We start from the raw sequence: 26,553 nt of genomic DNA, 5'->3' as shown, positions 1-26,553 counted from the left end.
GTCAACGACGGCCGGCGCCCGTCCACACGAAACGGCGGCCCCGGGGCAGAGCCCGAGACCGCCGTGAACCACCTGGAGGGCGGGGCCCTCCGGATGCCTACTTCTTCGCCCCCGCCAGGTCGTCGAACATGGCCGACAGGAACTCGGTGCACCAGCCCAGCAGTTCCCGACCGACCAGCGGCTTGCCGCCGATCCGCCCGGTGCTCGGGCGCGGCACCAACAACTGCTGGGCCGCCGCCTTCACCTGGCTGCGCGGGTAGAGCCGGTTCAGCCGCAGCTGCTGGGACTCCCGCAGCTCCACCGGCCCGAAGCGGACGTTGGAGCCCTGGAGGGTGATGTCCGAGATCCCGCACCGCCGGGCGTACAGCCGCAGCGCCGCGACCAGCAGCAGGTTCTCCACCGGCTCGGGCAGCTTGCCGTAGCGGTCCACCAGCTCGTCCCGGACCTGCTGGATGTCCTCCTCCGAGTTGACCGCGGCGATCGAGCGGTACGCCTGCAGCCGCAGCCGCTCGCCGGGCGCGTAGTCGTGCGGCACGTGGGCGTCGACCGGCAGCTCGATCTTCACCTCCAGCGGCTCCTCCTCCGGCTCCCCGCCGCCCGCCAGCGACTCGCGGAACTCCGCCACCGCCTCGCCGACCATCCGCATGTAGAGGTCGAAGCCGACGCCCGCGATGTGCCCGGACTGCTCGCCGCCGAGCAGGTTGCCCGCGCCGCGGATCTCCAGGTCCTTCATCGCGACGTACATGCCGGCGCCCATCTCGGTGTGCTGGGCGATGGTGGCCAGCCGCTCGTGCGCGGTCTCGGTGAGCGGCTTCTCCGGCGGGTACAGCATGTACGCGTAGCCGCGCTCGCGGCCTCGCCCGACCCGGCCGCGCAGCTGGTGCAGCTGGGAGAGGCCGAAGGTGTCGCCGCGCTCCACGATCAGGGTGTTGGCGTTGGAGATGTCGATGCCGGACTCCACGATCGTGGTCGACACCAGGACGTCGAACTCCTTCTCCCAGAAGTCGACGACGACCTTCTCCAGCTGGTTCTCCCCCATCTGCCCGTGCGCGGTGGCGATCCGCGCCTCGGGCACCAGGTCCTTCAGCCGGGCGGCCGCCTTGTCGATCGACTCGACCCGGTTGTGGATGTAGAACACCTGGCCCTCGCGCAGGAGTTCACGCCGGATCGCGGCCGAGATCTGCTTCTCGTCGTACGGCCCGACGAAGGTCAGCACCGGGTGCCGCTCCTCCGGCGGGGTGGTGATGGTGGACATCTCGCGGATGCCGGTGACCGCCATCTCCAGGGTGCGCGGGATCGGGGTCGCGGACATGGTGAGCACGTCCACGTTGGCGCGCAGCTTCTTCAGCTGCTCCTTGTGCTCGACGCCGAAGCGCTGCTCCTCGTCGACGATGACCAGGCCGAGGTCCTTGAACCTGGTCTCGGAGGAGAACAGCCGGTGGGTGCCGATGACGACGTCCACCGAGCCCTCGAACAGCCCCTCCAGCACGGCCTTGGCCTCGGTGTCGGTCTGGAAGCGGGACAGCGCCTTCACGTTCACCGGGAAGTTCGCGTAGCGCTCGGCGAAGGTCGAGAAGTGCTGCTGCACCAGCAGCGTGGTCGGCACCAGGACCGCCACCTGCTTGCCGTCCTGCACGGCCTTGAACGCGGCCCGCACGGCGATCTCGGTCTTGCCGTAGCCGACGTCGCCGCAGATCAGCCGGTCCATCGGGACGGACTTCTCCATGTCCGACTTGACCTCGGCGATGGTGGTCAGCTGGTCCGGCGTCTCCGCGTACGGGAAGGCGTCCTCCAGCTCCCGCTGCCACGGGGTGTCCGGGCCGAAGGTGTGGCCGGGGGCGGCCATCCGCGCCGAGTACAGCTTGATCAGGTCGGCGGCGATCTCCTTGACCGCCTTCTTGGCCCGCTGCTTGGTCTTCGCCCAGTCCGCACCGCCGAGCCGGTGCAGCGTCGGGGCCTCGCCGCCGACGTACTTGGTGACCTGGTCGAGCTGGTCGGTCGGCACGAACAGCCGGTCGCCGGGGTGGCCGCGCTTGGCCGGGGCGTACTCCAGCACCAGGTACTCGCGGGTGGCGCCCTGGACGGTGCGCTGCACCATCTCGACGTACTTGCCGACGCCGTGCGCCTCGTGGACGACGTAGTCGCCGGCCACCAGCGCCAGCGGGTCGATCGCGTTGCGGCGGCGCGAGGGCATCCGGCGCATGTCCTTGGTGGAGGACTTCTGGCCGGACAGGTCGGTCTCGGTGATGACCGTGAGCTTCAGGTTCTCGTCGACGAAGCCGTGCTCGATCGAGCCGCAGGAGACGTGGACGACGTCCCGGGTGGGCGCCTCGGCGAGGTCGGCGACCAGGCGGGCCGGGATGCCCTCGTTGCCCAGCACCTCGGCGAGCCGGGAGGCCGGGCCGTGACCCTCGGTCACCATGACGACCCGCCAGTCGGCGGCCAGCCGCTCCTTGGCGTCGGCGATCGCCCGGGCGGTGTCGCCCCGGTAGGCCTCGACGGCGTGCATGCCGAGGGTCAGCGTGTTGGCGTCGCCGTGCCAACCGGCGACTCCGTCGCGGGCCGGGATGCCGTCGACGGTCGACTCGCTGGTCGCGAACGGGCTGACGGACCACCAGGGCAGCCCGATCTCCGCGGCGTGCTCGCGCACCTCGGCGAGCGAGCGCAGCGAGGCGGCGGAGACGTCGATGGTCTCCAGGTCGATCGGGCGGTCCCCGCCGGCCGCGGCCGCGACCCAGGAGGCGTGCAGGAACTCCTGGCTGGTCGCCACCAGGTCGGCGGCCCGGGTGCGGACCCGCTCGGGGTCGCAGACCACCGCGACCGAACCGAGCGGCAGCACGTCGACCAGCAGCTCCATGTCGTCCACCAGCACCGGCGCCAGCGACTCCATGCCCTCGACCGCGATGCCCTCGGCGATCCTGTCCAGGATCTCGGCCAGCCCGGGGTGCTCGGCGGACAGCTCGGCGGCCCGGGCCCGCACCTCCTCGGTGAGCAGCAGCTCGCGGCAGGGCGGCGCCCACAGGCCGTGCTCGGCGATCTCCAGCGAGCGCTGGTCGGCGACCTTGAAGTAGCGGACCTCCTCGACCTCGTCGCCCCAGAACTCCACCCGCAGCGGGTGCTCCTCGGTCGGCGGGAAGACGTCCAGGATGCCGCCGCGGACGGCGAACTCGCCGCGCTTCTCGACCAGTTCGACGCGCGCGTAGGCGGCGGCGGAGAGCCGGCGGGCCACCTCCCCCAGGTCGTACGACTCGCCGCGCCGGACGGCCACCGGTTCCAGCTCGGCCAGCCCCTTGACCTGCGGCTGGAGCACCGAGCGGACCGGGGCGACCACCACCTGGACCGGCCCGGCCGCCGGATCGTCCGCCCGCGGGTGCACGATCCGGCGCAGTACGGCCAGCCGGCGCCCGACGGTGTCCGAGCGGGGCGACAGCCGTTCGTGCGGCAGGGTCTCCCAGGCCGGGAACTCGGCGACGGCGTCGACGGGCAGCAGGGAGCGCAGCGAGGCCGCGAGGTCCTCGGCCTCCCGGCCGGTCGCGGTGACGGCGAGCACCGGGCGGCCCCGGTCCCCGGCGGCCTGCCCGGCGAGCGCGCGGGCCAGCGCGGCGATGGCGAACGGCCGGGCGGCGGGCGGTCCGACCAGGTCCAGGTGGCGGCGTCCACCGGCCGCGGCTCCGGGGGCGGTGGCCGCCTCGATCGCCTCGGCGAGCGCCGCGTCCCGCGCGACGACATCGAGCAGTCCGGTCAGGCTCATCTGGGGTCTCTTCTTCGTCCCGTGGCTGATGCTGCCCCGGGGCGGCGAAGGCCCGCCGGGGCAACGCGAACGGCCCGGCACGCCGAGCGGCCGGGGGTCTCCAGCCTACGCCGCGGCAGGGACGCGCACGCGGTCCACGGCTTCGGCGAGGCCGGACCGGGGCCGTGCCGGACCCGCGGCGGGGCCGCGTTGGGGCCGCGCCGGGACCGGAAGGGGGTGAAAGGGGGCGAAAGGGGGTCGGCCGGGGTCGGCCGGGGACCCGGAGCACCGGGCATCCGCGCGGCCGCCCGCACGGATTGTCAGGAACACGTCCGAGAACGAACGACTGGACGGAACACCGGACCGGCCGGTGGACGAACCAACCGGGAGCCGGCCCGAACGGGGCACGGCCATCCGCCACGAACTGGACATACTCCTGTCACTGGCCGTCCATGGAGATCGCGCACCATGGTGAACGTGCCCGCCGCACCCAACCGTGGGGGATGGCTGTGGAGGGCACTGTCGCACCCCCGATGGGGGTCGGAGGTGCGAGGCCGGGCGGCCCTGGGTGGGGGCGCCCGCCCAAGCGCCGGGAACCGTGGCGCCCTTTCCTGGAGGGCGCCACGGGTCTCGGCCTCTTTCGTTCCCGGGGGCCCACCCCGTCGACCGCCGTCCTGTCCCGAAGCCCGCCCGTCGACCCGGGCTCGCTCCCATCCCGTCGGCCCGGGCGCGCCCGGCACGGCGAAGGCCCCGACCGCCTCTCACCGGGCGGTCGGGGCCTTCGCGGCGCGTGGTCGGACGCGCCGGTCAGCGGCGGTTGTAGCTCACCGTGTGGGGGGTCGCGTAGTCGCTGCCGTCGTCCACGATGATGATCTTCGGAACGATCCGGGTCTCGGCCTCCGAGGACCGCCCGTCGCCCTTCCCGGCAGCGGCCGGCCCGTCGACCGCCTTCGCCTCGGCCGTTCCCTGGGCCGTTCCCTCGGCCGCTTCCTCGGCCCCGGCCGTCCCCTCGACCGTCTCCTCGGCGGGCGGCGAGGCCGGCTTCGGCGGCACCGGGCCGGTCGCCACGGGCCCGCCGATGGCCCTGGTGGCGCTGCTGCCGACCACCGGCGTCCGCAGCACGGTCGCCGACCTCTCCCGGGCGGGGGCCTTGGCCCCGGCGGGAGCCGCGGGAGTCAGGGTCTTGCGCAGGTCGGCCACCGGGATCTCCCCGGTGTCCGCCTCCGAGTCCACCGGCGAGGCGTCGACGACCGCGTCGACGACCGCGTCCGCGACCGCCTCCCGCGGCGCGGGGGGCGCGGGGGGCGCGGCGGGCACGACGGTCCCGACGGAGTCCTGGGCGGCCCGGGCGGCCGCGACGGCGGCCGCCGCCACCTCGGGCTCGATCTGGCCGACCGCCGCCCCGGTGAGCGAGGCCAGCGTGGCCTTGATGTGGTCCAGGTGCTGCTGCACCGTCTCCAGCCGGGTGTCGAACTCGCGCTGCTCGCGCTCGCTCTCCGCGTTGATCTTCTCGGCCTCCCGGCGGGCCTGCTCGACCAGCTGGTCGGCCTTGGCCTGGGCGTCCGTCTCCAGCTGCTTGATCCGGTTCAGCACCGTCTCCCGCTGCTGCTCCGCCTCCTTGACCTTGCGCTCGGCGGTCGCCGAGACCTCGGCGTCCTCGGCGTCGGCCGCGGCCTGGGCGGCGGCGAAGGTCTCGTCGGCCTTGCGGCGCCGGGCGGCCAGCTCGGCCTCGGCCTGCTCGCTGGCCTCGGCGGCGGCCACCCGCACCTTGGCGGCGTACGCGGTCGCGGTGTCCCGGGCGGAACGGCTCTCCCGGTCGGTGTCGGACCGGATGCCCTCGGCCTCGGCCCGGGTCCGCTCCTCGGTGCGGCGGGCGGCCGCGTCCGCGTCGGTACGGGTCGTGGTGCTGTACTCCTTGGCGGCGCGGTCGGCGGCCTGCCCCGCCTCGTAGACCTCGTCCCGCAGGTCCTCGGCGAAGCGCTCGGCCTTCTCCCGGACGGCGCGCGCCTCGTTCTCGGCCATCGCGGCCAGTCCGGCGGCCTGCTCGCTGAGTACCTGGTAGTCGGGTTCCGGGGCCTCCTCGGCAGTCCGGCGGATGTCGGCCAGCCGGGCCTCCATCTGCCGGATGCCGGCGCCCAGGACGCTCAACCGTTCCCACGCCTCGTCACGCTGCGCGGTGAGGGCGGCGAGGGCTCGGTCGACCTGCTCGGGCACGTAGCCACGGCGGGCCTGGGTGAAGCCGTACTGGGGGACGGCGTCGCTCATGGGCTCTTCCCCTCGTTTCGCGGGCTGCGGAGCCCATGATCGGACGGAACGGACGGATCCGGAACCGGTTCGGTGCCCCGGGCCGGATTCCGTCGTCGTGCGGACCGGAATATGTCGAGGACGAGACGAATAGACCCATCCTCTTGACCTATTTTGCGCAGATCTGGGCGAAACCCCAACGAGGCACAGCTGTGGAGACATGCCGGAAGGGCCGTTCCGGACACCGGAACGACCCCTCCCACCTGCGAGGACCTGCGACGGTCCGCTACAGCAGGCCGTCCCAGAACTGCTCCAGCAGCACGGCCCACCAGGTGTCCGCGTTCTGCAGGGCCGCCGGGTCGATCGCGGCGAGCTGGGCCTGGAAGTCGGTCGTCCAGCGACCGGCCTGGTCCGGGGTCAGCCCGTACCGCAGCCGCCACATCCGGCCCAGCAGGGCCATCGAGCGGACGAACTCCGGTACACCGCTGTTGACGAACCGGGGCGGCTGACCGGTTCCATCGATGTCCACGGCCACCACGTGCGCGGTGCCGTACTGGACGCACAGCTGCCGTCCGTAGTCGTTGCCCAGCACCAGGTAGCCGCCGAAGTCCGGGCCCGCGGCCAGGCCGCGCTCGGCGGCCAGCTCGGCGAGCGTCGGAATCGGGCGGCCCTCCTGCGCCTGCGCCCAGAAGAACGGCCCGAAGTCGCGCGGCAGCCCGGCCCACATCAGGGTCTGGGACACCGGCTCGGGCACGCCCTGGCGGGAGACGGCGCGCTGCTCGTACCGGAACAGGTTCTGCCCGAAGGCGGCGCCGGTCTCCTGGGCGAGCTGCTGCGGCGGGAGCGGCGGCAGCGCCTGGACCGTCCCGGGCGCGGGCGGCGGCACCCGGAACGGGCGGACCCGCTGGGCGCCCGACGCCAGCTGGTGCAGCTCGTCCAGGTGGTCGAGCAGCTCGGCCATCCCGGCCTGCCGGGACGCGTGGTCGCGGCCGTACGGGGCGGTGTGGGTGAGCCGGACGTTCGGCCAGGACGCGGCGATCATGCGGTTGCAGTAGCCGCCCGGCAGGTCGCACGACTCCAGCTCGGTGTAGAGCTCCAGCACCTGCTCCGGCGGCACGTTGAGCCGGCGCAGGTCCTGCAGGATCTTCCACTCCGGGTGCGGGGTGCCGGGCTCGCTGCGGTGCAGCAGCTTCTGCTCCGAGCCGTCCGGGCCCCGGTAGCTGAGCGCGGCGAAGTACCCCGGGCCGACCGCGGGCACCCCCGGGGGCACCGGCGCGGCCTGCGGCGCACCGGGCACCACCGGCGGGACGACCCCCGCGGCACCGCCCGTGTTCGGGTAGCCGTAGCCGGCCGCGGGCGCGGCGGGGGCCGCCGGGCCGCCGGGCGGCGGCGGGACGGCGGGACCGCCGGACGGCGGGGTGCCCGGGTCCGCCGGACCGCCCAGCAGCGCCGGGTCGATCGCGCCCGCCAGCTGGGTCGCCTCGTACGCCGTACCGGAGGCGGGCGGGCCGGCGGACGGCGCGCCCTGCGGGGCCGGCGGGGCCTCGCCACCGCGCAGGCCCGCCGGCGGCGGAGGCGGCGGGGCGGAGGCGGCGCCGCGGCCGCCGGAACCGGCCGGGGCGGCGACGGGCGTACCGGAGCCCGGAGTGTGCTTCAGCCCGGCCGGCGGGGGCGGCGGCGGGCCCGAACCCGCACCGCGTCCGAGTCCGGCGGGGGCGGCGCCCGCACCGGGGGCACCGGCGGGGCCACCGCGCAGCGCGGCCGGCGGGGGCGGCGGCGGGACCGAGCCGGCACCGCGTCCGAGTCCGCCCTGCGGCGCGGCGCCCTCCAGGGCGCCGGGGACCGGGGCACCGGGCAGGCCGGCGAGGCCGGGCATGCCGCCCGGCGGGGCCAGCATCGTCGGGGCGTGCTCCGCCTGCGGGACGGCGGCGGGCGGGGCGGCCGGGGCACCCGGCAGGCCCATCAGCCCGGGCATGGCGTCCGGCGAGGCGAGCAGGGTCGGCGCCGGCTCGGCGGCCGGGGCGGGTGCCGGGGCCGGCGGGGCGACCGGGGCAGCCGGAGCGGGCGGGGCGGCCGGGGCAGCCGGAGCGGGCGGGGCAACCGGCGGCTCGGCGAACGGCGGGACCGGGGGCATGCCGTGGCCGCCGCTCGTCGGCGGCATCAGCATGGTCGCGGCCTCGGCACCCGCCGGCGCGGCGGGCTCGGGCAGGTCCGAGCCGGTGATCCGCAGCCCTTCGGGCATCAGGACGGTGGCGGCGTCGGCCCCGTCCGACGGGCCCGGCACACCGGGAACACCAGGCACACCGGGCGCGACCGGAGCCACGGGCGGCGGCACCGGCGCGACGGCCTGCGGCTGCGGCGAGGGCTGCGGAGCGACGACCGGCTCCTCGTGCCCGGGCGGCGGCGCGAGCATGGTGGGCGCGTCCCCGGCGGGCCGGCCGGAGACCGGCGGCTCGGTCAGCACGGCCGGGGCGGGCAGCGGCGCGGGAACGGGCTGCGGCGCGGGAACGGGCTGCGGCGCCGGAACGGGCAGTTCCTCGACGGGCGTGGCAGCGGCAGCAGCGGCCGCGACCGGGGCCTCGGCACCCTGCGGCCCGGCCGGGGCCGTCCCGAGCCGCTCCGCCTCCGCCGCGAGCGCCGCCGCCCCCGCCTCCTGGAGCCACTGCGGCGGGCTGAGCAGGAAGGAGGTGGCCTCCACCGGTCCGGGCGCGGGCTTCGCCGCCCCGGCCGGGTTGGCCGCCACCGGCCGCCCGTAGACCTCCTCGTACTGCCGGACCACCTCGTTGACGGGCAGCGCGGGCCACAGCGTGCTGGCGCCCGAGTCCCGGGCGATCACCAGCCGTGCCTCCCCCGTGCCGCCGCCCGCACCACCCGTGCCCTCGGCCGGGCCCGCGGGCGCCACCGCCCAGCAGACGAAGCCCAGGTCGAACTCCCGGACCCGCACCTCGCGCTGCTGCGAGCGCGGCACCCCGCCGTTGATCCACTCCTCGGCGAGCTCCTGCGCCTGCGCGTACGTCACCACGCCCGGTTCACCCCTGTCCGCATCCTCTTCGTCCCCCGTTCCACCGACACCACCGCGACCACCGAGACCACCGCGACCACGCGCCTCAGCCCACCGGGACGGCTCGGGCGAACCCGCCGTCCACCATCAGCGCCGCGACCGTCTCCAGCTCCGGCGGGCTGCCCGCCAGCCTCAGCAGGAAGGCGTCGAAGTCCTCGCCGCAGGGCAGCAGCAGCCGGGCGCAGCGGTCCTCCGGGGCCTCCGGGGCGCCGGTGTCGCGGGCGTCGTCGTGCAGGTGGAACCAGACCGAGCCGGTCCGCTCGCCGCGCACCTTGAGCGCGACCAGGCCGCCCTGGGCGTAGGCGACGGCCAGGTAGTCCTTGGTGAGGTGGTCGCGCAGGCACTTGTTGGCGTACACGACGTCCGCGGTGCCGTACTCCTCGGTGAGCGTCAGGAAGGGCTGGTCGAGCAGCAGTCCGAGCTCGGTGTCCAGCGCCACGCCGACCGGGGTGCGGCCGCCGCCCAGCTTGAGGAAGGTGCGGTAGGCGTCGGGCAGCCGGTAGCCGAGGCGCTGCTCGGCGCGCTGCACCAGGTCCTCGGGGACGCCGATCGGGTCGCCGCCGTCCCCGGCCAGCGAGAAGTGCACCGCCCGGCGCTCCTGCAGGGGGCGGGTGCCGCGGCGGGTGTGGTCGGCGGCGGAGGTGGCCAGGCCGCCGTGGTGCCGCAGCAGCGCCTTGACCTCGACCGGCACGAGCTCCATCCGCCGCCAGCCGGGGGCGGCCCGGCCGACCGCGTGGTGCCAGGTCCAGCCGGGCGGGGTGGCGACGGCGGTCGAGAGGTCGGCCCAGAGCGGGTGGCCCTGGGTGTAGAGCGCGGCGTTGGCCGACACGTAGTCGGTCAGCCGCAGCTCGTCCACGCCGAAGCCCTCCGGCGGGTCGGCCACCTCGGCCGCGGCGGCGGCGTACGGGCCGAAGTCCGGAAAGCCGTACTCGTCCACCCTGACCCCGGCGGGGTGCCGCTCCGCGCGGACCGGGTCCGGGAACTGCACCACCTGACCTGCGTACGCCGCGTTCGGTGCGGCGGCGACGCCGGGCCGACCTGTCGTCATCTGGGAGCCCCCACTGGCTGCTGCAAATACGGTGCCTGCTGGGCACCAGCCTAGGGCCTGCCTTCAACCCCCCGTCCGTCAGGCGGACGACGGGGGAGCGACGGCGGGTCCCGGGGGCGGCGCACGGCCGGGACCTCGCCCGGAGCCCTGCCCGGACCACGCCCGAAGCCTTGCCCGGCCCCCGCCCGGCCCCCGCCCGGAGCCGCGCCGGGGAGCGTCCCCGAGGTCACAACCGCACGCCCAGCGCCCGCGCCAGCGCCTCGGCCACCCGCAGCTGCCCGGCCTCGGTGAGGTGGGGGTGCAGCGGCAGGCTGAGCAGTTCGCGGGCGGCCCGCTCGGCGACCGGGAACGTCCCTTCGCGGTGCCCGAGGTGATGGAACGCGGGTTGCCGGTGGACCGGCACCGGGTAGTGCACCCCGGCGCCGATCCCGGCCGCGTGCAGTTCGGCCAGCACCGCGTCGCGGTCCCGGCCGGGGCCGATCCGTACCGGGTACAGGTGCCGGACGTGCTCGTTGCCGGGCGCGGTGCGGGGCAGGGCGATCCCGTCCAGCCCGCCCAGCAGCTCGTCGTAGCGGGCGGCGGCGGCCCGGCGGGCGGCGTTCCAGGCGGGCAGCCGGCGCAGCTTGGCGCGCAGCACGACGGCCTGCAGCGCGTCCAGCCGGGAGTTGAAGCCGAACCGTTCGTGCCGGTACCGGCCGCGGGCGCCGTGGTCGCCGATCAGCCGGACGGCGTCGGCCAGGGCGTCGTCGTCGGTGAGCACCGCCCCGGCGTCGCCGTAGGCGCCGAGGTTCTTGCCCGGGTAGAAGCTGGTGGCCGCGATCCGCCCGTACCGGCTCCGCCCGTGCTGGCGGGCGCCCTGGGACTGCGCCGCGTCCTCCACCACCGGCCGTCCGTCGGCCGCCGCCAGCAGCGGCCCCATCGGGGCGAGTTGGCCGAAGAGGTGGACGGGCAGCAGCGCGGCCGCGCCGGGCAGCGCGGCGGCGGCCCGCTCCGGGTCCATCAGCAGGTACTCCGGGTCGGCGTCGACCAGCACCGGGCGCAGCCCGGCCCGCAGCACGGCCTCGGCGGTGGCGACGAAGGTGTTGGCGGGCAGCACCACCCCGCTGCCGGGCGGCAGGCCCAGGGCGCGCAGGGCCAGTTCGAGGGCGTCGGTGCCGTTGGCGGCGCCCACGCAGTGCCGGACACCGGCGAAGGCCGCGTACTCACGCTCGAAGGCGGCCACCTCGGGGCCCTTGACGAAGGCTCCGGAGGCGAGCACCCGGTCGAAGCCGGCCCGCACCTCGTCCGCCACCTCGGCGTGCGCCGCCGCCAGATCGACCAGCGGGACGCCCTCCCGCACCGGATCCCGCACCGGATCCCGCGCCGCGCCCCGGCGCACCGGCCCGCTCACCGGGCGACCTCCGCCCCGGTCCGGGCCGCCGCGCCCACCGGGACGGTGGCGCCGCCGAGTTCGAGGCTGAGCGAGGCCGCCTCCAGCAGCTGCAGCACCCGCACCCCGGCCCGGCCGTCGGTGAGCGGGGCCCGGCCCTCGGTGATGGCGGCCGCGAACTCGGCCATCACGTTGCGCAGCGCCTCCTGCTCGACCAGCGCGGGCGCGACCATCTCGCCGACCCGGTAGGAGATCAGCGCCCGGTGCCGGATCGCGTCGGTCAACCGGTCGGGCGGGGTGAGGTCGACCCCGCGGTCGTGCACGGCCAGCCGGGCCTGCGGGTTGAGGTCGTCCCAGACCAGGGTGCGCCGCGAGCCGCCGATCAGCGTGGTGCGGACCTTGGTCGGGGAGAGCCAGTTGACGTGGCAGTGCGCCAGCGCGCCGTTGCTGAGCCGGACCGTCAGGTAGGCGACGCAGGCGCGGCCGGCCCCGATCGGGTCGGCGCCCTGGGCGGACACCCCGACCGGCTCGACCCCGGGCGGCAGCACGAAGTCCAGGATCGACAGGTCGTGCGGGGCGAGGTCCCACAGCACGTCCACGTCCGGCTGCACCAGGCCGAGGTTGATCCGCACCGAGTCGAAGAACTGGACGTCCCCGATGTCCCCGCCGTGGACCAGTTCGCGGATCCGCCGCACCGCCGGGGTGTAGCAGAAGGTGTGGTCGCACATCAGCACCAGCCCGCGCCGCTCGGCCAGGTCGACCAGTTCCTCGGCCTCGGCGGCGGAGGTGGTGATCGGCTTCTCCACCAGGACGTGCTTGCCGGCCTCCAGGGCCGCCCGCACCAGCGCGTAGTGGGCGCCCGCCGGCGTCGCCACCGCGACCGCGCCGACCCGCCCGTCCGCCAGTACCCGCCGGTAGCTGTCGGTCACCCCGACGGTGCTGTACTCCCCCAGCACCGCCCGGGCCTTGGCCTCGTCCAGGTCGCACAGCCAGTGCAGCCGCAGCGCCGGGGTGTGCTGCGCGTTGCGGACCAGCTTCGGGCCCCAGTAGCCGGCCCCGACCACGGCCAGCCCCACCGGGTGTTCGGGCACCGGCCGGGGCGGCTCGTCCGGTGCGGGCACGTGTCCGCCGGGTGCCTGGTTGGCGGTCTGCCAGTGCTCGTCCTGCGGTTCCGACGTCATCGCACGAGCCCCTTCGCTCAGCGCCGGGGCGGGCGACAGGCCTTCCCCGGCGGCCTCAACGTCCGGCGCGGGCACCGGAGTCGGGCTGCCGGCGGCTGTCCGCACGGTCGGCCGCGTCCCCTTCGGCTCGCTGCCGGAACGGTACCGGCCGGGCACCGGGCCCGGGGGCCGTTTCGGTAGATCGGCGGACAAGTCGTGACGGGCGGGTGCGCGTTCGGCCGGCATCGGGCGACCGCCGGCCGGCCGGCCGCGGCACCGGACGCCGCCGCACCCCGGTTGTGCGGTTGTCAGTACCGTTTGACAGGCTTGCCCCGGACCGGCCCGGTCACTCCGGCCGATGCCGGGTTACGAGGAGGAGGACGACGGATGACCACCGGTGAGCCGGCGGGCCCGCCCGTGCTGCGCCACCACCGCGACAGCCTGCTGCCCGCCGTCGCCGCCGCGCTGTCGCTCAAGGGCGGCGAGGTGCACACCCTGGCGGGCGACAAGGACCCGCGCCGCCCGGTGCTGCACCACCTGGTCGCCGACTTCCTGGACACCCTGCCGGCGGAGGCCCGCGAGCGGTTCACCGGCCGCTGCCCGGAGGCCGTCCTGCTCTCCCAGCACCTGGCCGCGGTCGACGGCCGGCGCTCCAAGCGCGCCGCCCGCAAGCCGATGACCCTGCAGGAGGCCCGGAAGTCGCTCAAGGGCGCCCGGATGACGACCGTGCGCATCCGCGAGGAGGACGACCCGGCGCACGGCAGCCACGCCCCGCCGTGCCGCTCCTGCGCTCCGATGCTGGAGCACTTCACCGTACGCAGCGTCGCCGTCGGGCCGCCCGCGCACTGACCGGCCGAGCGCCGGCACGTCCCCCGTCCCCCAGCCCTGGAGTCCGTCCTGAACCCGCCGATCCCGTCCCCACCGGCCACCCTCTCCCCCGCCGGCACCCGGACCCGCCCGCGCTTCCCCGCCGACGTCGCCGCCGAGCTCAAGGCGGCCGGCTGGCACCCCGGCCGCTGGGAGATCCGGCAGGCCGAGGAGTGGGCCGACGCCCTGGCCGGGTACGGCGCGCCCGCCGGCGTACGGCACGCGGTGTTCCCGGCGGCGGTGGAGGCCTGGGCCGAGTTCGGCGGCCTCGCCTTCGACCTGTCCGGCCCGGGCCGCCAGCTGGCCCGCACCCCGTTCCTGATCGACCCGCTGTGCGGGCTGCACCAGCCGCGCACCCTGCTCGACCTGGGCCGGGCGCTGGGCACCCGGCTGGCCCCGCTCGGCGAGGAGGCGTACGGGCAGGCGCTGCTGGCCGTCGACGAGGAGGGCCGGGTCTACAGCCTGGACCACACCGGCGAGTGGTTCCTCGGCCACGGCATCGACCAGGCGATCTCCACCCTCGTCCTGGGCACCGCCCCCGAGCGGCTGCGCACCGCCGAGGAGTACTGACGGCCGGGGGCCGGGGACGGCTCAGCGCAGCCGCTCGGCCCGCACCGCCAGCCGGGACGGCAGCACCGCCTCGATCCGGAACCCGCCGTCCGCCTCCGGCCCGGAGGAGAAGGTGCCGCCCAGCGCGATCACCCGCTCCCGCATCCCGACCAGCCCGTTGCCGCCGCTGGGCAGCTTCGCCGCGCCCCGCTCCCCGCCCGGGCAGGCGTTCACCACGGCCACCCGCACCCCGTTCGGCGCGTACGAGAGCAGGACGGACACCTGGGCGCCGCCCGCGTGCTTGTGCGCGTTGGTCAGGCCCTCCTGGACGACCCGGTAGGCGGTCTGCTCGGCCTCGCCGGTGAACTCCTGCCGGCTGCCGCTGACCGTCAGGGTCACCGCCATCCCGGCCGCGCGGGACTGGTCGACCAGCCGCGGCAGCCCGGCCAGCGAGTCCGGCTCCGGCTGCCGTTCGTCGTCCATCCGCAGCACCCCGAGGATCTCGCGCAGTTCGTTCAGCGCCTGCCGGCCCACCTCACCCATCAGCTTGGCGCTCTGCGCCGCCCTGTCCGGGTCCTTGCCGGCGATCCGCTCCAGCGCCCCTGCGTGCACCACCATCAGGGACACCCGGTGCGCCACCACGTCGTGCATCTCCCGGGCGATCCGGGTGCGCTCCTCCAACCGGGCCCGGCGGGCGCGCTCCTGCGCCTGCTCGGCCAGCAGGTCCAGCTCGGTCTCCAGGCCGTGGGCGCGGTCCTTGAGCGACTCGATCAGCCGCCGCCGCGCGCCGACGTACAGTCCGGTCACCACCGGGGCGACGGTCAGCCCGACCGACACCAGCAGCGACAGCAGGATCTGACCCCACAGCGGCGGCGGGTCCACCATGTCGCCGGGCGTCATCAGCGACACCGCCATCACCGCGGCCGCCTCGGCGAAGGCCAGCCCGGACAGCGCCACCACCCGGCGCCGGCGCGAGGGCCACTCCCAGGTCGAGGCCAGCGTGTACAGCGCCACCACCAGCAGCACCACGCCCAGCATGCCGGGCATCACCAGCAGCGTCACCAGTACCGGGACGGCCGGCCAGCGCCGGCGCACCACCAGCGAGCCGCCGGCCAGCGTGCCGAGCACGGCTATGCCGACCGCTCCCGCGGTGCTGACGTGTATCCGGGCGGAGAGGAAGGCGATCGTGCTGGCCGCGCACTCCACCGCGGCGAGCAGCCCCAGCCCGACGTCCAGGAAGGCGCTGCGCGGCCGCTTCCACCACCAGAACCACCGGACCGGCATGCGCTCCCCAGGCGACTTGCTCATGCCCCACAGCGTAAGCGGCAACCCCCTCCCCTCCCCACCGGGATCTCCCGGCACACCCCCCGAAGCCGTCAAGTGGTCCAGACCACAGGTGGTTTTCGGCAGCCCTGTCCGCCATCCGGCCACCTCGCGGACAGCACCCGCCCCGACACCTATGCTGGTCGCGTCGGACAGCGCGGTCCGCACGCGTCACACCCGCCACACCCGTGTGGACCTGTGACGATGAGCCGTTGCCGAACCCCACCACCAGAGGGAGCCAGCCGTGACCGCTCCGGTCCCCACCCCGGCGGACAGCCCCACGCCCGTCGTCGCCGACAATGCCGCCCTGCGTGCGGACATCCGACGCCTCGGCGACCTGCTGGGCGAGACGCTGGTCCGCCAGGAGGGTCCCCAGCTGCTGGGCCTGGTCGAACAGGTCCGCCTGCTGAGCCGCACCGACGGCGAGGCCACCGCCGAACTCCTCTCCGACATCGACCTGGACACCGCCGCCAAGCTGGTCCGGGCGTTCTCCACCTACTTCCACCTCGCCAACGTCACCGAGCAGGTGCACCGCGGCCGCGAGCTCGCCACCCGCCGCGCCCGGGAGGGCTCGCTGCTCGCGCAGACCGCCGACCAGCTCGCCGAGGCCGACCCCAAGCAGCTCCAGGACACCCTGGCCCACCTCGCGGTCCGCCCGGTCTTCACCGCGCACCCCACCGAGGCCGCCCGCCGCAGCGTCCTCAACAAGCTGCGCCGGATCGGCGAGCTCCTCGACCGCATCCACCGCGACGAGGTCACCTCCGGCCTGGCCGCCGCCGACCAGGCCCGCACCAGCAGCGCCAAGCGCTCCGCCGACCGCCGCCTGGCCGAGGTCATCGACCTGCTCTGGCAGACCGACGAGCTGCGCATCGCCCGCCCCGAGCCCACAGACGAGGCCCGCAACGCCGTCTACTACCTGGACGAGCTCTACCGCGAGGCCGTCCCCGAGGTCCTGGAGGAGCTGCACGAGGAGCTCGCCCGGGTCGGCCTGGGCCTGCCCGACGGCGTGCGGCCGCTCACCTTCGGCACCTGGATCGGCGGCGACCGCGACGGCAACCCCAACGTCACCCCGCAGGTCACCTGGGACGTCCTCAACCTCCAGCACGAGTACGGCATCAAGGACGCGCTCTCCGCGATCGACGACCTGCGCAACACGCTCTCCACCTCCGAGCGGCTGGCCGGCGCCTCGGTCGAACTGCTCGCCTCGCTCAACACCGATCTGCACCTGCTCCCCGAACTCAGCCCGCGCTACAAGCGGATGAACGCCGAGGAGCCCTACCGCCTCAAGGCCACCTGCATCCGGCTCAAGCTGGAGAACACCCGCGAGCGGCTGGCCGGCGGCACCCCGCACGTCGAGGGCCGCGACTACCTCGGCACCCGCGAGCTGATCGCCGACCTGCGGCTGATCCAGGACTCGCTGCGCGCCCACCGCGGCGAGCTCATCGCCGACGGCCGCCTCGCCCGCGCCATCCGCACCGTCGAGGCCTTCGGACTGCAGCTCGCCACCATGGACGTGCGCGAGCACGCCGAGGCCCACCACCACGCCCTCGGCCAGCTCTTCGACCGGCTCGGCGAGGAGGCGTGGCGCTACGCCGACATGCCCCGCGAGTACCGGCAGAAGCTGCTCGCCAAGGAGCTCCGCTCGCGCCGCCCGCTCGCCCCCACCCCGGCCCCGCTGGACGAGGCCGGCACCAAGACCCTCGGCGTGTTCAACACGATCCGCCAGGGCTTCGAGCGCTTCGGCGACGAGATCGTCGAGAGCTACATCATCTCCATGTGCCAGGGTGCCGACGACGTCTTCGCGGCCACCGTGCTGGCCCGCGAGGCCGGTCTGATCGACCTGCACGCCGGCATCGCCAAGATCGGCATCGTGCCGCTGCTGGAGACCACCGACGAACTCCAGCAGGCCGACCGCATCCTCGACGAGATGCTCTCCGACCCGTCCTACCGCCTGCTCGTCTCGCTGCGCGGCGACGTCCAGGAGGTCATGCTCGGCTACTCCGACTCCTCCAAGTTCGGCGGCATCACCACCTCCCAGTGGGAGATCCACCGCGCCCAGCGCCGCCTGCGCGACGTCGCCCACCGCTACGGCATCCGGCTGCGCCTGTTCCACGGCCGCGGCGGCACCGTCGGCCGCGGCGGCGGCCCCTCGCACGAGGCCATCCTGGCCCAGCCCTGGGGCACCCTGGAGGGCGAGATCAAGGTCACCGAGCAGGGCGAGGTCATCTCCGACAAGTACCTGCTCCCCTCGCTGGCCCGGGAGAACCTGGAGCTGACCATCTCCGCCACGCTCTCCGCCTCCGCGCTGCACACCGCCCCGCGCCAGGCCCCCGAGTCGCTGGCCCGCTGGGACGCCGCGATGGACCAGGTCTCCGAGGCCGCCCACACCGCCTACCGCGGCCTGGTCGAGCAGGAGGACCTGCCGAAGTACTTCTTCGCCGCCACCCCGGTCGACCAGCTCGCCTCGCTGCACCTGGGCTCCCGCCCGTCCCGCCGCCCCGACTCCGGCGCCGGCCTGGACGGCCTGCGGGCCATCCCGTGGGTGTTCGGCTGGACCCAGTCCCGGCAGATCGTCCCCGGCTGGTTCGGCGTCGGCTCCGGCCTCGCGGCCGCCCGCGCGGCGGGCCTCGGCGGCGTGCTGGACGAGATGTACGGCGAGTGGCACTTCTTCCGCAACTTCCTGTCCAACGTCGCCATGACACTGGCCAAGACCGACCTGCGGATCGCCCAGCACTACGTCGAGCAGCTGGTGCCCGGCGAACTGCGCCACGTCTTCGACGAGATCAAGGCCGAGCACGCGCTCACCCTGCGCGAGGTGCTGCGGCTCACCGGCGAGAACGAACTGCTGGAGCACAACCCGGTGCTGAAGCAGACCTTCGCCGTCCGCGACGCCTACCTCGACCCGATCTCCTACCTCCAGGTCGCGCTGCTGCGCCGCCAGCGCGAGGAGCTCTCGGCCGGGCGCCAGGACGACCCGCTGCGCGCCCGCGCGCTGCTGCTGACCGTCAACGGCATCGCCGCCGGCCTGCGCAACACCGGCTGACGGCCGCCCGAGAACGGCCGATGGGCCGGTGTCCCGTCCGGGACACCGGCCCATCGCCGTGAGGCTCCCGCTCCGCACGGAGGGGGTGCTGCCCAGTGCGGAACTCCCGCTCCGCGCAGGGCTCCTGCTCCGCGCGGGGGTGCTACTCCGCCACCTCGCCCGCGCGCCTGCGCTTCAGCCACAGCGCCGCGCCGCCGGCCGCCACCACCAGGCCGCCGCCGACCGCCAGCAACCCGGCGTCGGGGCCCATCGAATCGCCGAGCACCGGGCCGAACTGCGCCGCCGCCGGCTCCGGGGAGACCGCCGGGTCCGACTCGGCCACCGGCTCCGCGTGCGCCAGCGCACCGCTCGACAGCAGGACGCCGGCCGCCCCCAGCGCGCCGGCCGTACCGACCCGCCGCCCGAGCCGCTTCAGCTCGACCACCCGGCTCCGCCGCACTCGGCGGACCGGACGCAATCCCCGCATCGAGAACTCCCCAGGACTCGTTCGCGTACCCGGCCGACGCTATCCGATCCCGCACGGGGTTCTCACACCGATTCAGGTGTGGACGGGCAAGCGTTGTACGACCGTTGCGTACCCGCGCACGGTCCTGACGGACGGTCAGTGGCGATCAGGAGTTGTACGTGCCCTGGGCCCGCTCCAGCCCTTCGGACAGCAGCGCCTCCACCGCGTCCGCCGAGCGGTCCACGAACCACTCCAGCTCCTTGCGCTCGGTCGAGGAGAAGTCCTTCAGCACGAAGTCCGCGACCTCCATCCGGCCCGGCGGACGGCCGATCCCGCAGCGCACCCGGTGGTAGTCCGGGCCCAGCGACTTGGTGATCGACTTCAGGCCGTTGTGGCCGTTGTCCCCGCCGCCCAGCTTCAGCCGCAGCGCCGCGTAGTCGATGTCCAGCTCGTCGTGGACCGCGATCAGCGCCGAGGCCGGCACCTTGTAGAAGTCGCGCAGCGCCGTCACCGGCCCGCCGGAGAGGTTCATGAAGGACATCGGCTTGGCCAGCACCACCCGCTTGCCCGACAGCCGTCCCTCGGCCACCTGCGCCCGGCTCTTGTGCGCCTTGAACCTGGCACCCATCCGCTGCGCCAGCAGGTCCACCACCATGAAGCCGATGTTGTGCCGGTTCCGGGCGTACTGCTCCCCGGGGTTGCCCAGCCCCACCACCAGCCAGGGGCCGTCGTAGTCCTCGCTCATGCGCCCACCTCGCTGCGCTCGGCGGCCGCTTCGCGGACCGCGCACCTCTCCATGGCTCGCTCGCTGCGCTCGCTCACGCTTCTCTCCTCGACTTCGCGCTCGACGTCATCATCCCGGACACACCGCTGCCCCGGTCGCTCCAGCGGGAGCGACCGGGGCAGCGGTCTCAGCAATTGGGCGTCAGGAGGCTCAGGCCTCGGTGCCCTCGGCCTCGGCGGCCTCGTCCTCGACCGGGGCGGCCTGGGCGGCGATGACCTGCAGCACGACGGCGTCGGCCTCGACGGCCAGCGAGACGTTGGCCGGCAGGACGATGTCCTTGGCGTGGATGGAGGCGCCGGCCTCCAGGCCCTCGACGGAGACGGTGACCGACTCGGGCAGGTGGGTGGCCTCGGCCTCGATCGGCAGGGACTGCAGGACGTGCTCCACCAGGTTGCCGCCCGGGGCCAGCTCGCCCTCGGTGTGGACCGGGATCTCGACGGTGACCTTCTCGCCGCGCTTGACCAGCAGCAGGTCGACGTGCTCGATGGTGCGCTTGATGGCCTCGCGCTGGACGGCCTTCGGCAGCACGTACTCGTCCTTGCCCTCGATCGGCACGACCAGCAGGGCGTTCGGGGTCTTCAGGGCCATCATCAGGTCGTGGCCGGGCAGGTTCAGGTGAACCGGGGCGTGGCCGTGGCCGTAGACGACACCGGGGACGAAGCCGGCGCGGCGGGCACGACGGGCGGCACCCTTGCCGAACTCGGAACGGGTCTCAGCGGCAATACGGATCTCGGACACGACTGCACTCCTCGTGGAAATGGCGCGGGGGTGCAGGCAACGCGAAAAACCGCCGGGACCACACCCTCAGTACGTTCGGGGGTCACTCGGCGGCAACGGCCTGCCGGGCGGACGGGAATCCGGCACCGGCAGCGCGTCGATCACGGATCGGGCACCCGTCGAACGGGCGCACGGCATCCCTCGCCGAGCAGTTTCACGAGTCTAACCGCACCTGCGGCCTCCCGCGAAATCGGCGGCGGCCCCGGTCCGTCCGGACCGGGGCCGCCTGCACGGGCCTTCGTCAGTGCACGCCCTCGAAGAGGCTGGTCACCGAGCCCTCCTCGAACACCTCGCGGATCGCGGCGGCGATCGACGGGGCGATGGAGAGGGTGGTGATCTTGTCCAGCTGGAGCTCCGCCGGGGTGGGCAGCGTGTTGGTGAACACGAACTCGCTGACCCGCGAGTTCTTCAGCCGGTCCGCGGCCGGGCCGGAGAGGACACCGTGGGTGGCCGCGACCACGACGTCCGCGGCGCCGTTGTCGAACAGCGCGTCGGCCGCGGCGCAGATGGTGCCGGCGGTGTCGATCATGTCGTCGACCAGCACGCAGACCCGGCCCTTGACGTCACCGACGACGTCGGCCGACAGGATGGTGTTGGCCTGGGTGATGTCGCGGCGCTTGTGGATGATCGCCAGCGGGGCGTCCAGCCGGTCGCACCACTGGTCGGCGACCTTCACCCGGCCGGCGTCCGGCGAGACGACGGTCAGCTTGGAGCGGTCGACCTTCCCGCCGATGTAGTCGGCCAGCAGCGGCAGCGCGAACAGGTGGTCCACCGGGCCGTCGAAGAAGCCCTGGATCTGCGCGGTGTGCAGGTCCACGGCCATCAGGCGGTCCGCACCGGCCTGGCGCAGCAGGTCGGCGATCAGCCGGGCCGAGATGGGCTCGCGGCCGAGGTGCTTCTTGTCCTGGCGGGCGTAGCCGTAGAACGGCAGGATCGCGGTGATGCTCTTGGCGGAGGCCCGCTTCAGCGCATCGATCATGATCAGCTGTTCCATGATCCACTGGTTGATGGGAGCCGTGTGGCTCTGCATCACGAAGCAGTCCGCGCCGCGCGCGGAGTCCAGGAAGCGGACGTAGATCTCGCCGTTGGCGAAGTCCAGGGCCTTGGTGGGGACCAGCTCGGTCCCGAGCGCCTCGGCCACCTCCTTCGCCAGCTCCGGGTGGGCACGGCCGGAGAAGAGCTTCAGCTTCTTCTCACCCGACGTCGTGATCCCGCTCACTGCACCGTCTCCTCGCGTTGCGAACGCTGAACCCTCGACCCGGTGGCGGGCAGGCAGGGCCCGCTCGTGGCACGGGTAGGGGGAATTGTCGGTACGCCCGGACACGGGCGGTAAGCCCAGTGGCGCACGTATGTCCCCAAGGTTACGCGCCCGCGCAGAAACCGTCCGCCTCGGGACCGCCCCCGGCCCCCGGGCCCGCCCGCTCAGGCCTGCTCGGCCCCGTCCGCCGCAGCCTTCGCGGCCTGCGCGGATGCCGTCCCGGGGCGCTTGCGCTCGACCCAGCCGTCGATGTTGCGCTGCGTGGCCCGGCTCACACCGAGTGCCCCGGCCGGGACGTCACCGGTGATCACCGAACCGGCGGCGGTGTAGGCGCCGTCACCGATGGTGACCGGGGCGATGAACATGTTGTCCGAGCCGGTGCGGCAGTGCGCGCCGATGACCGTGCGGTGCTTGTTCACGCCGTCGTAGTTCACGGTGACCGAGGCCGCGCCGACGTTGGTGCCCTCGCCGATCGTCGCGTCGCCGATGTAGGACAGGTGCGGCACCTTGGCGCCCTCGCCCAGCTCGGAGTTCTTCACCTCGACGTAGGTGCCGACCTTCGCCTTGCGGGCCAGCCTGGCGCCGGGCCGCAGGTAGGCGTACGGACCGGCGGTGGCCAGCTCGCCCACCTCGGCGCGGTCGGCCGTGGTGTTGCTCACCCGGGCGCCGGCGCCGACCAGGGTGTCCTTGAGGGTCGAGTTCGGGCCGACCTCGCAGCCCTCGCCCAGGTGCGTGGCGCCCTGGAGCTGGGTGTTCGGCAGCACCACGGCGTCCGGCTCGTAGCTGACCTGCACGTCGAACCAGGTGGTCGCCGGGTCCACCACGGTGACGCCCTCGCGCATCGCCCGCTCCAGCAGGCGGTCGTTCAGCAGCCGGCGGGCCTGCGCCAGCTGGACCCGGTCGTTGATGCCCAGGATGTCCCGGTGGTCCTCGGCCACCACGGCGCCGACCCGGTGGCCCGCCTTGCGCAGGATCTCCAGGGTGTCGGTCAGGTACTCCTCGCCCTGCGAGTTGTCCGTGGTGAGCTCGCCCAGCGCCGCGGTGAGCAGCTTGGCGTCGAAGGCGAAGACGCCGGAGTTGATCTCGGTGATCGCGCGCTGGGTGGCGCTGGCGTCCCGCTCCTCGACGATCGCGGCGACGGTGCCGTCCTCGTCCCGCAGGATGCGGCCGTAGCCGAAGGGCTCCGGGACGACGGCGGTCAGCACGGTGACGCCGTTCTGCTGGGCGATGTGCGCGTCGGCCAGCCGGCGCAGGGTCTCCCCGGTCAGCAGCGGCGAGTCGCCGGCGGTGACGATGACCGTGCCGTCCAGCGCCACGCCGTCGGCGGCCAGCGACTCCAGCGCGGTGCGCACCGCGTGCCCGGTGCCGTTCTGCTCCACCTGCACCGCGGTGCGGGTGGCCGGGTAGTGCTCCGCCAGGTGCGCCTCGACCTGCTCGCGCTGGTGGCCGACCACCACGACCAGCTGGCCGGGCGTCAGCTCCCGGGCCGCCGAGACCGCGTGACCCACCAGCGAGCGCCCGCACACCTCGTGCAGCACCTTGGGCAGCTTGTTCGACTTCATCCGGGTCCCGCCACCGGCGGCGAGCACGACAACGGCGGCAAGCGAATTGGCACCCATGCGGGGAGGCTCCTCGGTAAGTTCACAGAGAGGGCAGAGCAGGCCCGGCCCGGACCCAGGCCGGTCGCCATTCGCACAGTCCGCCGAGCAGCACCGACAATACCGGCGCGAGGGAAAACGCCCGAACCCGAGGCGTGCAGAGGCTCCGCCGCTAGGATTCGAACCCAGACAAAGGCCTCCAAAGGGCCCTGTGCTGCCATTACACCACGGCGGACAGTCGTGTCAGACCCTACCGGAGAGGGCCCTGCCGTGGGTATCGGCTTGCGTCGATCCGCGGGCCCGATTCCGCCCCCGGCGGCCGAACGCGCCGGGCCCCCGGTTCATCCATCCAGTCGGGTGAATTCACTCAAGCGCCGCGCGGCGGAGTGTTCCCCTGGACACGGAGCGCAACCTACGATGCCGTAGGTTACGCCAACGTAGCTCCGCTTCTCTCCCGCTCCGGGACGCCGCAAAGGGACCCCCATGACCATCCAGGCCGGCGAGGCGCGCGCGGGGAACGCCGCGTCCCGCACCCCGTCTTCCGACTCCGATCCCGCCGATCCCACCGGCCCGGCCGAACCGGCTGATTCGGCCCTGATCACCGAGACCGCCGGGACCACCGACGCCGACGCCGCGGCCACCCGGCTGTCCGCCACCCGTGGCGGGGAGAAGCAGGGCCTGGCCGAGCGGATCGCGCTCTCCCTGTTCATCCTCGTGCCGTTCACCGCCCTGGTCGCCGCCGTCCCGGTGGCCTGGGGGTGGGGACTGGGCTGGACGGACCTCGCGATCACCGTCGCGATGTACTACCTCACCTGCCACGGCATCACCATCGGCTACCACCGCTACTTCACCCACGGCGCCTTCAAGGCCAACCGCCCGATGCGCCTGGCGCTGGCGATCGCCGGGAGCCTCGCGGTCGAGGGCCCGCTGGTGCGCTGGGTGGCCGACCACCGCAAGCACCACCGGTTCAGCGACAAGGACGGCGACCCGCACTCGCCGTGGCGCTACGGGGAGAGCGTCCCGGCGCTGATGAAGGGCCTGTGGTGGGCCCACATGGGCTGGATGTTCGACGAGGAGCAGACCTCGCAGGCCACGTACGCCCCCGACCTGGTGCGCGACCCGGCCATAAGGCGGATCTCCCGGCTGTTCTGGCTCTGGACCACCATCTCGCTGCTGCTCCCCGCGCTGATCGGCGGCCTGGTGAGCCTGTCCTGGGAGGGGGCGCTGTCCGCCTTCTTCTGGGGTTCGCTGGTCCGGGTGGCGCTGCTGCACCACGTCACCTGGTCGATCAACTCGATCTGCCACGCCGTCGGCCGCCGCCCGTTCCGCTCCCGGGACCGCTCCGGCAACGTCTGGTGGCTCGCCGTGCTCTCCTGCGGGGAGTCCTGGCACAACCTGCACCACGCCGACCCGACCGCGGCCCGGCACGGGGTGCTGCGCGGGCAGATCGACTCCTCGGCCCGGCTGATCCGCTGGTTCGAGCTGGCCGGCTGGGTCCGGGACGTCCGCTGGCCGGACGCGCAGCGGATCGCCGCCCGCCGCGCCGCATGAGGCGGCGCTTCCAGCATGATGTAGGGGTGAACGGGAGCAGCGCAGACAGCACAGGCGGTCACCACGGCACGCGGACGGACGCGGCGCCCGCCACGGCGCCGGCCCGTCCGCGGGCCGCTGCACCGGCGGCCGGCACCGGCGACGGGGGTCCGGACCGGGGCGCCGGCGGCGGCTCGACCGCGGCCCCGCGCCGCCGGGGCGGCCGGGTCAGGATGACCGGCAAGCAGCGGCGCGAGCAGCTGCTGGAGATCGGCCGGACGGTCTTCGCCGAACGCGGCTACGACGGCACCTCGGTGGAGGAGATCGCCGAGCGCGCCGGGGTGTCCAAGCCCGTGGTGTACGAGCACTTCGGCGGCAAGGAGGGGCTGTACGCGGTGGTCGTCGACCGCGAGATGCAGCTGCTGCTGGACATGGTGACCGGGGCCCTGACCGGCGGGCACTCGCGCGAGCTGCTGGAGCAGGCGGCCTTCGCCCTGATGGACTACATCGACACCTCGACGGACGGCTTCCGGATCCTGGTCCGGGACTCCCCGGTCGCCCAGTCGACCGGCACCTTCGCCTCGCTGATCAGCGACATCGCCACGCAGGTCGAGGACATCCTGGGCCTGGAGTTCAAGTCCCGCGGCTTCGACGCCCGGCTGGCCCCGATGTACTCGCAGATGCTGGTCGGGATGGTCGCGCTGACCGGGCAGTGGTGGCTGGAGGTCCGCAAGCCGGACAAGGCGACGGTGGCGGCGCACCTGGTGAACCTCGCCTGGCACGGGCTGGAGGGCCTGGAGCGGCACCCGCGGCTGGTCGGCGAGCGCACGGCCTGACCGGCCGGGGCCGGAACGCCCCGGCCCGGCCACGGCCCGCCCGGATCAGCCCGGATCAGCCCGACCGCCCGGTCCCCACGGCGAAGATCCGCCGGAACGGGAACACCGTCCCGTGCGGCCCGGCCGGATAGGCCTCGCGCAGCAGCCGCCCGTACTCGGCGAGGAAGGCCGCCCGGTCCGCCGGGTCGGCGAGCCGGGTGAGGACCGGGCGCAGCGCGGTGCCCTTGACCCATTCCAGGACCGGGTCCGGCCCCGGCAGAAGGGTCAGGTAGGTGGTCTCCCAGACGTCCGGGCGGCAGCCGGCGGCGGCCAGGGCGTCGAGGTAGCGCTCGGGCGGATGGACGCCGGCCCGTACGGCCTCCTCGCCGAGCGCGTCCCGCCAGCGGGCGCTGCGGCGCAGGTCGGCGAGCAGGGTGTGGCTGGGGGCGTCGAAGTTGCCGGGCACCTGGAAGGCGAGCACCCCGCCGGGTTCGAGGGCGTCCGCCCAGCGCGGCAGCAGCGCCAGGTGTCCGTCCACCCACTGGAGGGTGGCGTTGGAGACGATCAGGTCGGGCCCGGCCGGGGCCGGGTCGTAGTCGCGGGCGTCGGCGAGCAGGTACTCGGCGTCGGGCTCGCCCTCACTGCGGGCGGCGGCCAGCATCGGGGCGGAGTTGTCGACGCCGGTGAGGCGGGCCCGCGGCCAGCGCTCGCGCAGCACGGCGGTGGAGTTGCCGGGGCCGCATCCGATGTCCAGGATCACCTCGGCACCGGGGTGCGGGAGGGCGGGGACGCGGGCGAGCAGGTCGCGCAGCGGGCGGGTGCGTTCGTCGGCGAAGCGCAGGTACTGCGCCGGGTCCCAGACGGGGGTGGTCACGGTTCACCTCGCAGGTATCTCGACATCAAGATATCTCGCGTTAGCCTCACTGGCACATTTCTCGATGTCAAGAGACTT

Annotated in this window: 18 protein-coding genes and 1 tRNA gene; 5 read left to right on the top strand and 14 right to left on the bottom strand. The window is 74.4% G+C overall.

All coding sequences use genetic code 11. The features are described 5' to 3' along the window. Positions 1 to 97 precede the first annotated feature (97 nt). The 6 genes from mfd to ACGFSC_RS39710 all read right to left on the bottom strand — a co-directional run bounded on the left by mfd (position 98) and on the right by ACGFSC_RS39710 (position 12,633). The gene (gene mfd, locus ACGFSC_RS39735) at positions 98 to 3,751 is read right to left on the bottom strand and encodes a transcription-repair coupling factor (protein ID WP_359910028.1); all 3,654 of its coding nucleotides are present in this window, start codon (positions 3,749 to 3,751) and stop codon (positions 98 to 100) included. Positions 3,752 to 4,537: 786 nt separating this feature from the next. Further along, positions 4,538 to 5,995, bottom strand: coding sequence for a hypothetical protein (locus tag ACGFSC_RS39730; protein WP_359910031.1), 1,458 nt, complete (start codon positions 5,993 to 5,995; stop codon positions 4,538 to 4,540). 265 nt (positions 5,996 to 6,260) lie between these two features. Continuing rightward, on the bottom strand, positions 6,261 to 8,996 hold the full coding sequence (locus tag ACGFSC_RS39725) for an SUKH-4 family immunity protein (RefSeq protein ID WP_359910034.1): 2,736 nt from the start codon (positions 8,994 to 8,996) through the stop codon (positions 6,261 to 6,263). 85 nt (positions 8,997 to 9,081) lie between these two features. Next, positions 9,082 to 10,083: an SMI1/KNR4 family protein gene (locus ACGFSC_RS39720; protein WP_359910037.1), complete on the bottom strand. Its 1,002-nt coding sequence runs from the start codon at positions 10,081 to 10,083 to the stop codon at positions 9,082 to 9,084. A 226-nt stretch (positions 10,084 to 10,309) separates the two neighbouring features. Then, entirely contained in the window at positions 10,310 to 11,473 is a 1,164-nt protein-coding gene (locus tag ACGFSC_RS39715) for a DegT/DnrJ/EryC1/StrS family aminotransferase (RefSeq protein ID WP_359910040.1), read from the bottom strand. Beyond that, positions 11,470 to 12,633, bottom strand: a complete 1,164-nt coding sequence (locus ACGFSC_RS39710; protein ID WP_359910042.1) for a Gfo/Idh/MocA family oxidoreductase — start codon at positions 12,631 to 12,633, stop codon at positions 11,470 to 11,472. The genes ACGFSC_RS39715 and ACGFSC_RS39710 overlap by 4 nt, the downstream gene beginning before the upstream one ends. Before the next feature lie 366 nt (positions 12,634 to 12,999). Here ACGFSC_RS39710 and ACGFSC_RS39705 point away from each other — a divergent pair, with 366 nt between their 5' ends. Then, a complete protein-coding gene (locus tag ACGFSC_RS39705; RefSeq protein ID WP_359910045.1) occupies positions 13,000 to 13,461 on the top strand; it encodes a YwqJ-related putative deaminase in 462 nt (153 codons plus the stop codon). Between the two features lie 60 nt (positions 13,462 to 13,521). After that, complete coding sequence (locus ACGFSC_RS39700) at positions 13,522 to 14,049, top strand: SUKH-3 domain-containing protein (RefSeq protein ID WP_359910060.1); 528 nt, start codon at positions 13,522 to 13,524, stop codon at positions 14,047 to 14,049. 21 nt (positions 14,050 to 14,070) lie between these two features. On the opposite strand, the gene ACGFSC_RS39695 is transcribed toward ACGFSC_RS39700, so the two are convergent. Next, positions 14,071 to 15,336 (bottom strand): histidine kinase, encoded by a 1,266-nt coding sequence (locus ACGFSC_RS39695; protein ID WP_359910048.1) that lies wholly within the window; start codon positions 15,334 to 15,336, stop codon positions 14,071 to 14,073. A 259-nt stretch (positions 15,337 to 15,595) separates the two neighbouring features. On the opposite strand from ACGFSC_RS39695, the gene ppc reads away from it, so the two are divergent. Next, positions 15,596 to 18,394 (top strand): phosphoenolpyruvate carboxylase, encoded by a 2,799-nt coding sequence (ppc, locus tag ACGFSC_RS39690; protein ID WP_359910051.1) that lies wholly within the window; start codon positions 15,596 to 15,598, stop codon positions 18,392 to 18,394. 142 nt (positions 18,395 to 18,536) lie between these two features. On the opposite strand, the gene ACGFSC_RS39685 is transcribed toward ppc, so the two are convergent. The 6 genes from ACGFSC_RS39685 to ACGFSC_RS39660 form a co-directional block, all read right to left on the bottom strand. Further along, complete coding sequence (locus ACGFSC_RS39685; RefSeq protein ID WP_359910054.1) at positions 18,537 to 18,818, bottom strand: hypothetical protein; 282 nt, start codon at positions 18,816 to 18,818, stop codon at positions 18,537 to 18,539. 187 nt (positions 18,819 to 19,005) lie between these two features. Beyond that, the gene (gene pth, locus ACGFSC_RS39680) at positions 19,006 to 19,584 is read right to left on the bottom strand and encodes an aminoacyl-tRNA hydrolase (RefSeq protein ID WP_359910057.1); all 579 of its coding nucleotides are present in this window, start codon (positions 19,582 to 19,584) and stop codon (positions 19,006 to 19,008) included. Between the two features lie 189 nt (positions 19,585 to 19,773). Then, positions 19,774 to 20,361, bottom strand: a complete 588-nt coding sequence (locus tag ACGFSC_RS39675) for a 50S ribosomal protein L25/general stress protein Ctc (protein WP_380539347.1) — start codon at positions 20,359 to 20,361, stop codon at positions 19,774 to 19,776. A gap of 280 nt (positions 20,362 to 20,641) precedes the next feature. Next, complete coding sequence (locus tag ACGFSC_RS39670; RefSeq protein WP_359899724.1) at positions 20,642 to 21,619, bottom strand: ribose-phosphate diphosphokinase; 978 nt, start codon at positions 21,617 to 21,619, stop codon at positions 20,642 to 20,644. A 203-nt stretch (positions 21,620 to 21,822) separates the two neighbouring features. Then, on the bottom strand, positions 21,823 to 23,277 hold the full coding sequence (glmU, locus tag ACGFSC_RS39665) for a bifunctional UDP-N-acetylglucosamine diphosphorylase/glucosamine-1-phosphate N-acetyltransferase GlmU (RefSeq protein ID WP_359899726.1): 1,455 nt from the start codon (positions 23,275 to 23,277) through the stop codon (positions 21,823 to 21,825). A 143-nt stretch (positions 23,278 to 23,420) separates the two neighbouring features. Beyond that, positions 23,421 to 23,491, bottom strand: a tRNA-Gln gene (locus ACGFSC_RS39660). 248 nt (positions 23,492 to 23,739) lie between these two features. Here ACGFSC_RS39660 and ACGFSC_RS39655 point away from each other — a divergent pair. Together ACGFSC_RS39655 and ACGFSC_RS39650 are read left to right on the top strand one after the other, a co-directional pair. Next, positions 23,740 to 24,807, top strand: coding sequence for a fatty acid desaturase (locus ACGFSC_RS39655; RefSeq protein WP_359899728.1), 1,068 nt, complete (start codon positions 23,740 to 23,742; stop codon positions 24,805 to 24,807). Between the two features lie 212 nt (positions 24,808 to 25,019). Next, positions 25,020 to 25,622 (top strand): TetR/AcrR family transcriptional regulator, encoded by a 603-nt coding sequence (locus tag ACGFSC_RS39650; protein ID WP_359899730.1) that lies wholly within the window; start codon positions 25,020 to 25,022, stop codon positions 25,620 to 25,622. A 55-nt stretch (positions 25,623 to 25,677) separates the two neighbouring features. Here ACGFSC_RS39650 and ACGFSC_RS39645 read toward each other — a convergent pair whose 3' ends face one another. Then, positions 25,678 to 26,475 (bottom strand): methyltransferase domain-containing protein, encoded by a 798-nt coding sequence (locus tag ACGFSC_RS39645; RefSeq protein ID WP_359899731.1) that lies wholly within the window; start codon positions 26,473 to 26,475, stop codon positions 25,678 to 25,680. Between the last annotated feature and the right edge of the window lie 78 nt (positions 26,476 to 26,553).

This window comes from Kitasatospora sp. NPDC048715 (assembly GCF_043198905.1).
Taxonomy (GTDB): Bacteria; Actinomycetota; Actinomycetes; order Streptomycetales; family Streptomycetaceae; genus Kitasatospora; species Kitasatospora lactacystinica.
Note: the sequence above shows the minus strand (reverse complement) of the source record. Positions and strands in the feature narration are given on the sequence as shown.